At 46.3% G+C, this 13,493-nt stretch carries 14 protein-coding genes; 13 read left to right on the forward strand and 1 reads right to left on the reverse strand.

The genetic code is table 11. From position 1 onward, the window contains the following. Positions 1-36: 36 nt before the first annotated feature. Both greA and BOQ04_RS01945 read left to right on the forward strand, forming a co-directional pair. Entirely contained in the window at positions 37-513 is a 477-nt protein-coding gene (greA, locus tag BOQ04_RS01940) for a transcription elongation factor GreA (protein WP_076023071.1), read from the forward strand. 7 nt (positions 514-520) lie between these two features. Next, the gene (locus BOQ04_RS01945) at positions 521-1,009 is read left to right on the forward strand and encodes a DUF4149 domain-containing protein (RefSeq protein WP_076023072.1); all 489 of its coding nucleotides are present in this window, start codon (positions 521-523) and stop codon (positions 1,007-1,009) included. A 64-nt stretch (positions 1,010-1,073) separates the two neighbouring features. On the opposite strand, the gene BOQ04_RS01950 is transcribed toward BOQ04_RS01945, so the two are convergent. Beyond that, on the reverse strand, positions 1,074-1,700 hold the full coding sequence (locus tag BOQ04_RS01950; protein ID WP_076023073.1) for a YhbY family RNA-binding protein: 627 nt from the start codon (positions 1,698-1,700) through the stop codon (positions 1,074-1,076). A 129-nt stretch (positions 1,701-1,829) separates the two neighbouring features. Between BOQ04_RS01950 and BOQ04_RS01955 the strand changes: the two genes are divergently transcribed. The 11 genes from BOQ04_RS01955 to phoR all read left to right on the forward strand — a co-directional run bounded on the left by BOQ04_RS01955 (position 1,830) and on the right by phoR (position 13,478). Further along, a complete protein-coding gene (locus BOQ04_RS01955) occupies positions 1,830-2,513 on the forward strand; it encodes an RlmE family RNA methyltransferase (protein ID WP_076023074.1) in 684 nt (227 codons plus the stop codon). Between the two features lie 125 nt (positions 2,514-2,638). After that, positions 2,639-4,519: an ATP-dependent zinc metalloprotease FtsH gene (ftsH, locus tag BOQ04_RS01960; RefSeq protein ID WP_076023075.1), complete on the forward strand. Its 1,881-nt coding sequence runs from the start codon at positions 2,639-2,641 to the stop codon at positions 4,517-4,519. 6 nt (positions 4,520-4,525) lie between these two features. Continuing rightward, the gene (gene folP, locus BOQ04_RS01965) at positions 4,526-5,377 is read left to right on the forward strand and encodes a dihydropteroate synthase (RefSeq protein WP_076023180.1); all 852 of its coding nucleotides are present in this window, start codon (positions 4,526-4,528) and stop codon (positions 5,375-5,377) included. A gap of 23 nt (positions 5,378-5,400) precedes the next feature. Beyond that, the gene (gene glmM / locus BOQ04_RS01970) at positions 5,401-6,744 is read left to right on the forward strand and encodes a phosphoglucosamine mutase (protein WP_076023076.1); all 1,344 of its coding nucleotides are present in this window, start codon (positions 5,401-5,403) and stop codon (positions 6,742-6,744) included. A 122-nt stretch (positions 6,745-6,866) separates the two neighbouring features. Next, positions 6,867-7,895, forward strand: coding sequence for a phosphate ABC transporter substrate-binding protein PstS (pstS, locus tag BOQ04_RS01975; protein ID WP_076023077.1), 1,029 nt, complete (start codon positions 6,867-6,869; stop codon positions 7,893-7,895). Between the two features lie 73 nt (positions 7,896-7,968). Continuing rightward, the gene (pstC, locus tag BOQ04_RS01980) at positions 7,969-8,955 is read left to right on the forward strand and encodes a phosphate ABC transporter permease subunit PstC (protein WP_076023078.1); all 987 of its coding nucleotides are present in this window, start codon (positions 7,969-7,971) and stop codon (positions 8,953-8,955) included. Next, positions 8,952-9,818 (forward strand): phosphate ABC transporter permease PstA, encoded by an 867-nt coding sequence (gene pstA / locus BOQ04_RS01985; protein ID WP_076023079.1) that lies wholly within the window; start codon positions 8,952-8,954, stop codon positions 9,816-9,818. Before pstC ends, pstA begins: the two co-directional genes overlap by 4 nt. Positions 9,819-9,823: 5 nt before the next feature. Further along, positions 9,824-10,663 (forward strand): phosphate ABC transporter ATP-binding protein PstB, encoded by an 840-nt coding sequence (gene pstB, locus BOQ04_RS01990; RefSeq protein WP_198929265.1) that lies wholly within the window; start codon positions 9,824-9,826, stop codon positions 10,661-10,663. Positions 10,664-10,675: 12 nt separating this feature from the next. After that, positions 10,676-11,383: a phosphate signaling complex protein PhoU gene (phoU, locus tag BOQ04_RS01995; protein ID WP_076023080.1), complete on the forward strand. Its 708-nt coding sequence runs from the start codon at positions 10,676-10,678 to the stop codon at positions 11,381-11,383. A 24-nt stretch (positions 11,384-11,407) separates the two neighbouring features. Next, the gene (phoB, locus tag BOQ04_RS02000) at positions 11,408-12,121 is read left to right on the forward strand and encodes a phosphate regulon transcriptional regulator PhoB (RefSeq protein WP_076023081.1); all 714 of its coding nucleotides are present in this window, start codon (positions 11,408-11,410) and stop codon (positions 12,119-12,121) included. Between the two features lie 58 nt (positions 12,122-12,179). Continuing rightward, positions 12,180-13,478 carry a phosphate regulon sensor histidine kinase PhoR gene (gene phoR, locus BOQ04_RS02005; RefSeq protein ID WP_076023082.1) on the forward strand — a complete coding sequence of 433 codons (1,299 nt, stop codon included), beginning with the start codon at positions 12,180-12,182 and terminating at the stop codon, positions 13,476-13,478. Positions 13,479-13,493: the final 15 nt, after the last annotated feature.

Consider the following 13,493-nt stretch of genomic DNA (forward strand, 5'->3'; position numbering starts at 1 on the left):
CTAAAAAGATTTGCATATTTAAGTTAGGTTAGTTGCATGAGCACAATTCCGATTACTAAGCGCGGTGCAGAACTTCTGAAAGAAGAGCTGCACCGCCTCAAGCACGTTGAGCGTCCAGCCGTCATTTTGGCTATTGCAGAAGCTCGTGCACAAGGCGATCTCTCTGAGAATGCTGAATATGATGCTGCTAAAGAAAAGCAAGGCTTTATCGAAGGTCGTATTCAGGAGTTAGAGGGTAAGTTATCTGCCGCGCAAATTATTGATCCCGCTGCTTTGGATGTGAGCGGTCGGATTGTGTTTGGCGCTACAGTGGATTTGGAAGACCTGGAAGATGGTACTAAATTGACCTACCAGATTGTTGGTGATGATGAGGCTGATATTGCTAGTAGCAAAATCTCCATTAGCTCTCCAATTGCACGCGCATTGATTAGTAAAGAAGAGGGTGACGTAGTGGTTGTTCAGGCTCCCGCCGGTAGTCGTGAAGTTGAAATCTTAGCAGTGCGTTATATCTAATTTCTGGATGAGCAAACTACTGCAAACTGACAATCTACAACGGGTTTTTACCTTGGTCTCCGGTTTATGGATTGGGGCTTTGATTGCGGTTGGGTTTTTAGTAACCCCAGTCATATTTTCAACTTTGGGTGATCGTCAGGTTGCCGGTGTTGTTGCTGGCCACATTTTCAAGGTGCTAGCTATTGGCAGCGTGAGTCTGAGTGTGATCTTAATGATTTTGGCTAATCTTCTAGTGAGTCGTGGACTAAATGCATTTCGCCTGACTCGCTGGGCATTGCTGGTGATGTTGGCTTGCGCGTTTGCGGAGGCCTACATCATTATTCCCTGGATGGATTCATTGCGCGATGAAGCGATTGGTATTGGAATGTCCGTCATAGAATCTGCATGGGCTGATCTCTTCACTCGTTTGCACAAAATCTCGAGCATCTTATTTATTGCACAAAGCATCTTAGGGCTTTTCTTGATTTGGCGTTCCACTAAACCTCAATCCCAATAAGCAGTCGAGAATAGAAAATAAAAAACGCCGATCAACGGCGTTTTTGTTTTAGAGTACATTCGTTTTATGAGCCAAGAGACTTCTTCTTGGTGCTGCTCATACGTACCTTACGTTTTTTGATTGGGGCAGGAGCGGCCACTGCTTTGCGATAGCCTGGTGAGGACCAGCCAATTTTGGATTCAGCGGCATCTGCACGCAATGTCCGCTTCTTAGGAGCAGTAGCCTTCACAGCAGCAGCTCTCTCAAAGGGGGATTTATTTGAAGCTGAGCGGCGATCTGAACGCTCTGATGAGCTAGTACGTACACCCGCTTTAGGGGCTGCACGATTTGGTTGACGCTTAGTGCGAGGCGCTTGCAAGGTCTTCTTAGATTGCTTGCTAGATCTGCCTAAATTAAGGAGGGCGGCATCAACAACATCTTTTGGTCTCCAGAGCACCAGTAATTTGCCAATATGCTGAACTGGTGCTGCATCTAGCTTGTCGCAGAGCTCTTCATAGATGGCAATGCGAGCTTCACGGTCATCGCCAAAAACGCGAACCTTGATGAGTCCATGGTGTCCAATGGCAGATTTAGCTTCTTTAATTACTGCTGGAGTGAGGCCGTCGCCACCAACCATGACAACCGGATCTAGATCATGCGCTTCGCCTTTGAGGGCTTTGCGCTGGGCAGGGGTAATAGTAAGTGCAGTCATGGTCTCGATGATAGAGCATTAAAAGCCTTAAATAAGACAGCAATCGCCAATTTAGGCTGTTTTAGGTCGATTCTTTTTGCCTAAAGGCGCAGAAACAAGGAAAATAGACCTCGAAAGTGGGTAAGTGTTGTGGCAAAGAATAAATTCAATAAAAGTTGGTTGCAGGATCATCTGCAAGATCCTTACGTCAAGATGGCTCAAAAAGAGGGCTATCGTGCGAGAGCGGTTTACAAGCTGAGCGAGATCGATGAGCAAGAGCATTTGATCAAGGCGGGCATGACGGTGGTTGACTTGGGGAGCGCTCCAGGTAGCTGGTGTCAGTACGCTCGCAATCGCCTAACTGAGCTTGGTAAAGGCAATCCCAAAATAGAATCCGGTAAACCCGATGGCATCATCATTGCAATCGATATTTTGCCGATGGAAGATATTGCAGATGTGAGCTTTATCCAAGGTGATTTCCGGGAAGATGAAGGTTTGCGGGCTCTTGAGGCTCTGTTGCCTCGGGATGCTGATGGGAAGGTAGATCTAGTCCTTTCTGATATGGCTCCAAACCTTTCCGGAGTAGGCGTAGCGGATGCTGCCCGTATGGCTTTCTTGGCAGAAATTGCGCTGGATTTTGCATTGGCCCATCTAAAGCCCGAGGGTGCTTTGTTGATCAAATGTTTCAATGGCAGCGGCTATAGCCAAATTGTGGAGTCTTTTAAGAAGGTCTTTAGGAATGTCACCTCTAAAAAGCCTAAGGCCTCCAGAGCGCGTTCATCAGAAATTTTTCTCTTGGGACGGAACTTGAAACCCCTTAAAAACACTCAATAACCCCCCAATTACAAGGGTTTATTAAATATATATGCCATTAGGCCTTGAAAAAGCCTAGTAGTAGAATCAAATACTTAGCTATAGATAAGCTTTTACTCCCGGATTAATCCGGCAAAGGTCTCGGTTTGAACAGCAATATGTTCCAAAAAATTGGTGTGTGGCTCATTGTGGGCCTGGTGCTCTTTACGGTTTTTAAGCAGTTTGATAAGCCGAAGGATCAGAATCAGGTCACGTATTCTCAATTCATGGATGATGCCAAAGCCGGCAAAGTCAAGCGAGTAGACGTGCAAGGCCGCACATTACAAGTTACACCCGCTGATGGTGCTAAGTACTCCATCATTTCTCCAGGTGATATTTGGATGGTAGGGGACTTGATGAAGTATGGAGTTCAGGTAACCGGAAAGGCAGAGGATGAGCCTAATATGTTGGTTTCTGCTCTGTACTACCTTGGACCTACTTTATTAATTATTGGTTTCTGGTTCTTCATGATGCGTCAGATGCAGGGTGGCGGCAAAGGCGGCGCATTCTCTTTTGGTAAATCTAAAGCACGTCTGATTGATGAGAACAGCAACACCGTAACATTTGCAGATGTTGCTGGTTGCGATGAGGCAAAAGAAGAAGTCTCTGAACTGGTTGACTTCTTAAAAGACCCTCAAAAGTTTCAGAAGCTTGGCGGACGCATTCCGCATGGCGTTTTACTAGTGGGTCCGCCAGGTACTGGTAAGACCTTGTTGGCGCGCGCGATTGCTGGTGAAGCTAAGGTACCTTTCTTCTCTATTTCTGGTTCAGACTTTGTCGAGATGTTCGTGGGTGTTGGTGCATCGCGTGTGCGCGATATGTTTGAGAACGCCAAGAAAAACTCCCCTTGTATTATTTTTATTGACGAGATTGATGCGGTCGGTCGTCATCGTGGCGCAGGTATGGGCGGCGGTAATGATGAGCGTGAGCAAACACTCAATCAGATGCTCGTTGAGATGGATGGTTTTGAAAGTAATAGCGGTGTGATTGTGGTTGCCGCTACCAACCGTTCAGATGTCCTGGATAAGGCTTTATTGCGCCCAGGTCGCTTTGACCGTCAAGTACATGTTGGTTTGCCAGACATTCGTGGTCGCGAGCAAATTTTGCAAGTGCACATGCGTAAGGTTCCAATCAGCCCTGACGTGGATGCGGCGGTATTGGCTCGTGGCACTCCAGGTTTCTCCGGTGCGGACTTGGCTAATCTAGTGAATGAATCTGCTTTGTTTGCTGCCCGTCGCAATAAGCGCGCGGTTGACATGAAAGATTTTGAAGACGCTAAAGACAAGATTTACATGGGTCCAGAGCGCAAATCGGCTGTGATGCGCGAAGAGGAGCGCCGCAATACGGCTTATCACGAGTCTGGTCACGCAGTGGTTGCCAAGGTTTTACCAAAGGCAGATCCAGTGCATAAAGTAACGATCATGCCTCGCGGTATGGCGCTGGGTGTTACTTGGCAATTGCCTGAGTTTGATCGTGTCAATCTGTACAAAGATCGCATGTTGGAGGAGTTAGCTATTTTGTTTGGTGGCCGAGCTGCCGAAGAGGTCTTCTTGCACTCCATGAGCACTGGTGCATCTAATGATTTTGAGCGTGCTACCAAAATGGCGCGCGATATGGTGACTCGCTACGGTATGAGTGATAGCTTAGGAACAATGGTTTATGTTGATACCGAATCGGAAAGTATCTTTGGTCGCAATAGTACCAAGACTGTTTCTGAATTGACTCAACAAAAAGTTGACGCAGAGATCCGTTCTTTGATTGATAGTCAGTATGCATTGGCTAAATCGATTCTTGAGCAAAATCGCGATAAGGTTGAGGCCATGGTTGTGGCCTTAATGGAGTGGGAAACCATTGATGCTGATCAGATCAATGACATTATGGAAGGTCGCCCACCGCGCGCACCATTACCACCAGCTGCAACTACTTTCGGTAATTCTGCGGGTGGTGCGCCAGATGCAGCACCTGGTAATGCTCCCGCTACTGCTTAAGTGCTGATGAGTAAAGATCTCTCGCCCGCGACATGGTGTTGCGGGCGTTTTCTTTTTGACTTTGAGAAACAAACCAAGCCTTTGGTGATGGGCATTCTCAATGCTACCCCTGATTCTTTCTCAGATGGTGGTCAGTTCAGAACACCACAAGATGCTATTGCTCAAGCTGCCCTGATGATAGAAAACGAGGTGGACATCATCGACATTGGTGGCGAATCTACTCGTCCTGGTGCCCAGCCCGTTTCCTTGCAAGAAGAACTCGATCGCGTACTCCCAGTAATAGAGGCTCTTAAAGATTGTGGTGTGGCTTTATCGATTGATACTTATAAAGCTGAGACGATGCGTCAAGCCTTGCTTGCAGGAGTGGATTGCGTCAATGATATTTGGGCGCTTAGGCAAGAGGGTGCATTGGAGGCTGTTTCTGAAAATCTAAATTGTGGTGTGATCCTCATGCATATGCAGCGCGACCCACTTACAATGCAATTTAATCCTGAGTATCAAGATGTGGTGTCTGAGGTTGCAGCATTTCTAAGTGAGCGTGCAGAACAATTGGTGACAACCGGGATTGATGCAAATCGTATTGCGATTGATCCAGGTTTTGGTTTTGGTAAAAGCTTGGAGCACAACTTAGCTATGCTGGCGCAGTTTGAGGCGTTCTCCAATTTGGGCTATCCCCCCTTGGCAGGTATTTCTCGAAAATCGATGTTGGGTAAAGTCACTGGTCGCCAGACCAATGAACGCATTCCTACGAGTATTGCTGCAGCTGTTTTGGCTGCAGATCGTGGGGCTAAGATAGTGCGGGTGCATGATGTTCCCCAAACCGTCGACGCCTTAAAGCTCTGGGAAGCGATCCAGTAATAGTCAGTTTTATAATCAAATCCATGAAAAAACAATACTTTGGTACTGACGGCATTCGCGGCGAAGTGGGGCAATTTCCGATTGTTCCTGAGTTCATCATGCGCCTTGGCTATGCCGCTGGAAAAGTATTGAGCAAAGATGCTAAACCCGGTCAACGTAGCAAAGTATTGATTGGTAAAGATACCCGTGTTTCGGGCTACTTGCTAGAGGCTGCACTAGAGGCCGGATTTGCTGCTGCGGGTATGGATGTGATGTTGTGCGGTCCAATGCCAACCCCTGGAGTGGCCTACCTAACTAAAGCATTACGTCTATCTGCTGGTGTAGTCATTTCGGCTTCGCATAATCCTTATCAAGATAACGGGATTAAATTTTTCTCAGCTAAAGGCGATAAATTATCTGATGCTCTTGAGCTTGCCATTGAGAAAGAGTTAAACAAACCCATGGGTTGTGTTAACTCAGAAGAATTGGGTAAGGCTTTTCGTTTGGATGATGCCGCCGGTCGTTATATTGAGTTTTGTAAATCTACCTTTCCTGGGGACTTGAATCTCAAGGGATTGAAATTGGTGGTTGATTGCGCCAATGGCGCCGCATATCACACAGCCCCACATGTATTTCATGAGCTTGGCGCTGAAGTGATCTCGATTGGTATTAGCCCAGATGGCCGCAATATTAATGATGGCTTTGGCGCTACTGCACCTGCAGCTTTGATTGCCAAGGTAAAAGAGGTAGGTGCTGATTTGGGTATTGCGTTAGATGGTGACGCCGATCGACTGCAAATGGTAGATGCCTCCGGCAGACTCTTTAATGGCGATGAATTGCTCTATGTGCTTGCGAAAGATCGTCTTGAGCGCGGTTTTGAGCTGGGTGGGGTGGTTGGAACCTTAATGACCAATTTAGCCGTTGAGAATGCAATCAAAGCCTTGGGAATCTGTTTTGAGCGCGCTAATGTGGGCGATCGCTACGTTCTTGAGTTGCTCAAGCAAAAGAACTGGCTGATTGGTGGAGAAGGATCTGGTCACTTACTTTGCTTAGATCAGCATTCCACTGGAGATGGCACGATTGCTGCCTTGCAGGTGCTGGCCGCCATGAGTCAGCAAAAGAAGACTTTAGTCGAACTCCTAGATTCAGTCAGTCTCTTCCCTCAGGTCCTCTTGAACGTCAAATTCAAGTCGGGATATGACTGGAAGGGTGACCAAGCCCTTATTCAACAGATTGCTCGAGTGGAGGCAGACCTCAAAGGTAGGGGTAGGGTCTTAATACGCGCTTCTGGAACAGAGCCTGTTTTGCGGGTTATGGTGGAGACAGCCGATGGCGATATCGCTATGAGTGCTGCCAAAAGTATTGCTCATTTAGTACCCACTTTATAAAATCTAAGTATTTGTATTTAAAGGTTTATTTTCCATAAACCAGATGTTGTCATAAAAGGGTCACACACCATACGTATCGTCTCGGTATCGCATTCTTTTGTTACACCTTTAAGGACAACACCATGAAACTTGTTTTCAAAAAAGCCCTAGTTGCGGGTGCGGTTGCAGTAGCCATGAGCACCTCTGCATTTGCTGCTGAGATGACTGGCGCAGGCTCTTCCTTCATCTATCCAGTTTTAGCCAAATGGGCTGAGGCATATAAGGCAAAAACAGGCAACAGCTTGAACTACCAATCGATTGGTTCTGGTGGTGGTATTAAACAAATCAAAGCCAAGACAGTCGACTTCGGTGCAACCGATGCCCCAATGAGTTTCGGAGAGCTTGAGGCGGGTGGCATGGTTCAGTTCCCTGCCATTATCGGCGGCGTAGTTCCTGTAGTAAATATTGAAGGTATCAAGCCAGGCCAATTGAAATTGTCTAGCGATGTTCTCTCGGATATTTTCTTGGGCACAATTACCAACTGGAACGACAAGCGTATTGCGTTGTTGAACCCAGGTTTGACAATTCCTGCTGGCGATATCACAGTGGTAAGTCGTGCGGATGGTTCAGGAACTACTGCAATCTTTACAAATTACCTCACTAAAGTAAATGCTGGCTGGAAAGAAAAAGTCGGTTTTGGTGCAGCGGTGAAATGGCCTGCAGCATCTACAGTTAGCGGCAAGGGTAATGAAGGTGTTGCGGCTAACGTTTCTCGGATTAAGAACTCAATCGGTTACGTTGAATTTGCTTATGCCAAGAAAAACAACATGAGCGTGACTCAGATGAGAAACGCCGCTGACAAGTTTGTTTCTCCAAATGCCGCATCTTTCGCTGCCGCTTCTGCCGGTACAGATTGGTCTAAGTTCCCAGGTATGGAAACTTTCATCACTAATGCCCCCGGTGCTGGTGCTTGGCCAATCACTGGCGCAACTTTTGTAGTGCTGTACAAAAAGCCAGAGAACAAAAACTCAGCAGCTGAAGTGTTGAAGTTCTTTGACTATGGATTTACCAATGGTAAGCAAATGGCTGCAGATTTGGACTATGTGCCGATGCCAGATGCAACTACCAACTTCATTCGTAAGAATGTTTGGTCACAAGTTCAGGTTAAGTAATTCTTAGATAAATCGCAGCAGGCCCCAATACACATTGGGGCCATTTTGCTTAACAGATACCTTTAAAGACATAATGGAATCTTCTTTTTCAGCGGGTTTGCCCTCGGCTAAGGCAGTCAAAATTGCCCGAATTCAACGAATCCAAGACTTCTTGTTCCATAGGACAACGCAGTTTTTTTCTTTGACTGTATTGTTTGCTTTGATGGGAATCATCATTTCCTTATTTATCAATGCATGGCCCGCTTTAAGTGAGTTTGGCATTGGATTTTTCTTTAGCGATGAGTGGGATATTATCGGCGGCCAGTTTGGCGGCTTGATTGCCATTTACGGTACATTAGTTTCATCCTTGGTTGCTTTATTGATTGCTGTGCCTCTGAGTTTTGGTATTGCAGTTTTCTTGACAGAAATCTGCCATTCCAGCCTAAAGCGTCCTTTGGGGATTGCAATTGAACTCTTGGCTGCGGTGCCATCGATCATTTATGGCATGTTCGGCTTATTTATTTTTGCGCCAATTTTTGGTGACTATATTGAGCCGGCGCTGCAAGCTACCTTAGGTAAGATTCCACTGATTGGTATTCTGTTTTCTGGCCCAACGAATGGTATTGGTATGTTGTGTGCCGGTTTGATTTTGGCAATGATGATTCTGCCTTTCATTGCCTCTGTGATGCGCGATGTATTTGAAATCGTGCCACCGGTATTAAAAGAATCCGCTTATGGCATTGGTTGCACCACTTGGGAGGTAGTCCGTAGAATCGTTCTACCCTATACCAAAGCAGGTGTGATCGGCGGTGTGATGTTGGGACTGGGCAGGGCGCTCGGGGAAACCATGGCCGTGACCTTTGTAATTGGTAATGCAAGACGAATCTCTCCCTCACTATTTGCTCCTGGCAGCTCCATTGCTTCTACCTTGGCCAACCAATTCGGAGAGGCTGAAGCGGGCTTGCATTTCTCTTCATTATTCGCCCTTGGTTTAGCTCTGTTCTTTATTACCTTCGTGGTGTTAGCGCTAGCTAAATGGATGTTGATTCGCATGGAGAAAAGCCAAGGATTGAAATCATGAGTCAAGCAATCAATATCGATAAAGCAGTATTTGCGCGTCGCAAGCGCGCCAATAAAATTGGTTTAGCTCTTTCCATGTTCGCCATGGTATTGGGCATGGTCTTTTTAATCTGGATTCTGGCAGTGCTGTTTATTAAAGGTTTTTCTGCGATTAACCTGAATTTATTTACGCAGAGTACTCCAGCGCCTGGATCTGAGGGCGGTGGCCTGGCCAATGCCATTGTTGGCAGCTTAATGCTAATTGTGAGCTGTACCCTTATTAGCACCCCCGTGGGAGTGTTGGCTGGTCTGTATTTATCGGAGTACGGTGATCGCAGTAAGGTTGCATCGGTTACTCGTTTCGTAACTGACATTATGTTATCGGCCCCATCTATTGTGATTGGCTTGTTTGTTTACGCTTTAGTGGTCGCTCAAGTAAAACACTTCTCGGGCTGGGCTGGCACGATTGCCTTGGCCTTAATTGCAGTCCCAGTGGTAGTTCGCACCACTGAAAATATGTTGCGACTAGTGCCGGGCAGTTTGCGCGAAGCTGCTTATGCTCTCGGTGCACCTAAGTGGAAAGTGGCCTTCATGATCACCTTGCGCGCTGCACAAAGCGGCATCATGACCGGTATATTGCTGGCTTTGGCACGCGTTAGTGGCGAAACTGCACCATTACTCTTTACTGCTTTAAGCAATCAATTCTTCTCTACGAATATGAATGCACCGATGGCTAATTTGCCGGTGGTGATATTCCAATTTGCAATGAGCCCCTACGATAACTGGGTCAGCCTTGCATGGGGTGGCTCACTCCTAATTACTTTTGCTGTTTTAGGGCTCAACATCTTGGCGCGAGTGGTCTTTCGTGAGAAGGTGCAGGGATGAGTAATATGAAAACTAATTTTGATTTAAATCAGATCGACCGTCTTGGGGGTAGTGTGAACGTGGAAAATAATCAGCAACCACAATCAGAAATTCGTAATGCATTAGAAGTGCGTGATTTGAATTTCTTTTATGGCTCCTTTCAGGGTCTAAAGAACATTAATTTAAATATTGAGGAAGGCAAGGTAACTGCCTTTATTGGACCCTCGGGTTGCGGTAAATCTACTTTGCTCAGAACACTCAATCGTATGTATGACCTGTATCCAGGTCAGCGCGCTGAAGGCGAAATCAACTTCTATGGTCAAAATATCCTAGAGCAGGGTCAAGACCTCAATTTATTGCGCTCCCGAATTGGGATGGTTTTCCAGAAGCCAACTCCATTCCCAATGTCTATTTATGAAAACATTGCATTTGGTGTGCGCTTATATGAAAAGCTTTCTCGCTCAGAGATGGATGAGCGCGTAGAGTGGGCCTTGAATAAAGCGGCTCTTTGGACTGAGGCCAAAGACAAGTTGAACCAAAGTGGTTTATCGCTCTCAGGTGGCCAGCAACAGCGTCTTTGTATTGCTCGTGGTGTAGCGGTCAAGCCATCAGTGATTTTGCTCGATGAGCCGACTTCTGCATTGGATCCAATTTCAACTGGAAAAATCGAAGAGCTTATTAATGAGCTCAAGCATGAGTACACGATTGCCATCGTTACTCATAATATGCAGCAGGCTGCGCGCGTATCCGATTACACTGCCTATATGTACTTGGGCAGCTTGATTGAGTACGGCAAAACAGATGAAATTTTCATCAAGCCTCAGCGCAAAGAAACAGAAGACTATATTACCGGCCGCTTCGGTTAATTGGAGACAGTAATGCCAGATAAACACCTATCATCCCAATTTGACGCTGACTTAAACGCCTTGTCTAGCCGCTTGTTAGAAATGGGCGGCTTGGTAGAGTCGCAAATAGCAACCGCTATGCGTGCCTTTACGCAGATGGATATAGATACTTGCAACATCGTGATTGAGAACGAGAAGCTAGTAAACGATATGGAAATCCAAATCGACATGCTCTGCACTGAAGTGATTGCACGTCGCCAACCTGTTTCTCGTGATTTACGTTTAGTAATGGCGGTATCCAAAGCCATTACCAATCTTGAGCGCGCAGGCGATGAGGCTGAGCGCGTTGCTAAACGCACTAAGCGCTTGATTGAAGCTGGTGCAATTAATAACATCAACGTTGCAGAGATTCGTTTATCGGGTCAAATGGCCATTTCTTTATTGCGCAGAAGCTTGGATGCTTTTGCACGCCTAGATACCATTGCAGCAGCAGAAGTGGTTGAAGAAGACCGCCAAATTGATGAAGAATTCCGCGGTTTTGTACGCAAACTGATTACTTATATGTCAGAAGATCCGCATTTGATTTCTATTGGCTTAGACATGTTGACAATAGCAAAGGCAATTGAGCGTATTGGTGACCATGCTAAAAATATTGCTGAGTTCGTGATCTATATTGTTAAGGGTTCTGATGTGCGTCATATTCCGCATGCGGATTTGGTGCGCGAAGCCAATAAGATTTAACTGATTACTTAATTGAGCCAACCGATGACTCATCGCATATTAATTGTTGAAGATGAGCCCTCCATTGCGGAGCTAATCGCCATCAACTTATCTCATGCTGGATTTGAGGTGGAAAAGGCCATGCAAACTGAGATTGCATTGGTTAGTATGCGCGAGCAATTGCCCAGCCTGGTGATTTTGGATTGGATGCTGCCTGGTAAATCAGGTGTTCAGTTTGCCAAGGAGTTGCGTGCTAATGAGCGCACCCGTTCTTTGCCAATTTTGATGCTCACGGCCAAGAGTGAAGAGGCAGATAAGGTGCTTGGCCTTGATTCTGGTGCAGATGATTACGTAACCAAACCTTTCTCTCCCAAAGAGTTGGTGGCTCGTGTAAACGCTTTATTGCGCCGTCAAACCCCATCTCAGGAGTCAGGCCCGCTGGCTGTAGGCCCGATACGCTTAGATCCAGTTTCCCACCGTGCCACTGCCGTATGGCCAAACGAACAGCCCAAGATTATTCCATTAGGGCCGACTGAATATCGCCTATTGCAGTTTTTGATGTCCAATCCAGAGCGTGTGCACTCTAGAACCAATTTATTGGATCAAGTATGGGGTAGTGAGGTTTATATTGAGGAGCGTACTGTAGACGTCCATATCAAGCGTTTAAGAGCTGCTTTGGCACCCGTCGATTGCGATCGATTTATTGAAACGGTCCGGGGCAGTGGCTATCGCATTACCAAAACCCCAACTCACACCTAATCTGGCCCTTCATACCGGTTTTTTCTACTGTTTTACACAGATGCTCTAAGATTGCTGCATGCTCTCTGCCTTAACCCGTTTTTTTCTAATTATTTGTCTGGCCCTTGTAGTTGCCTCTGTCACCCTTCCTAATTTTGGTGCTAGTTGGGCAATTTGCTCAAGTCTGGCTATTTTGGCGGTGCCACTGGTCTATTCCTACGTCAATTTGGCGCGCCTGAGAGCCTACGCATTGGATAACAACATTGAAAATATGCCTCTACCCAGCGGGTTTTGGGAGGAGGTTTTTTTTCGTCTCCAACGTTTGGTCTCAAACTTAAAGCAGCAAATTCGGACAATTGAAAAACAGCACGAGCGCTTTATCGAAGCTTTTCAGGCTTCACCGAACGGCATTGTGATGCTTGATGATCAAGATCAAATTGAGTGGTGTAACTCCATTTCTGAGCGGTTCTTTGGTTTGATTTTTAAGCGGGATGTGATGCAACGAATTAACTTCTTAATTCGTAGGCCAGAGTTTGTCCAATATTTGGCCAAGCGTGAATTTGACGAGCCCCTATTGCTGGAGCGTATGGGCGTGAATAGCAGTCTGAGTTTGATGCTACAGGCCTTTCCCTTTGGTGAAAAAAGACATTTACTGTTGATTCAAGACGTCACAGACTTACAAAAAGCGGATGCGATGCGCCGCGACTTTGTGGCTAATGTATCCCATGAAATGAGAACTCCAATTACGGTATTAATGGGTTTTCTTGAAACAGTGCAATCTCTCAATTTGGAGAAAGCACAGCAAGATCAATATTTTGAAATGATGATGGCTCAAGCTAAGCGTATGAAGAGCTTGGTTGAAGACCTATTGACTTTGGCCAACTTAGAGGCAAATACCTTGCCAGCGCCGATGAATGTCGTTCAAGCTCAAACCCTCATGGCCCTGCTGAAGAATGATGCTGAGGCGCTATCGCAAGGCAGGCATGCATTTCATTTTGAAACTAAATCATCTATGAATTTGGTTGGAGATGAACGTGAGTTGTTATCAGCGTTTAGCAACTTAGTCTCAAACGCTATTCGCTATACCCCAGATGTGGGCTCGATCAACGTCAAATGGCAGGTGGATGCTCAAGGGCAAGGGGAGTTCTCGGTTACGGATTCAGGCCCTGGGATTGCCTCAGAACATCTGTCACGTCTTACAGAACGTTTCTATAGGGTGGATCGGAGTAGGTCAAGAGATACCGGGGGGACTGGCTTAGGCTTGGCGATTGTGAAGCACATTGCCAGTCGCCATCAAGCCCAACTTCATATTGAAAGCACGCCTGGGAAAGGTAGTTCTTTTGCGATTCGCTTCCCAAAAGAACGGGTTACTGAATAGCTAAATTAGCTCAGT

Origin of the sequence: Polynucleobacter sphagniphilus (assembly GCF_001953355.1) — a bacterium.
Taxonomy (GTDB): domain Bacteria; phylum Pseudomonadota; class Gammaproteobacteria; order Burkholderiales; family Burkholderiaceae; genus Polynucleobacter; species Polynucleobacter sphagniphilus.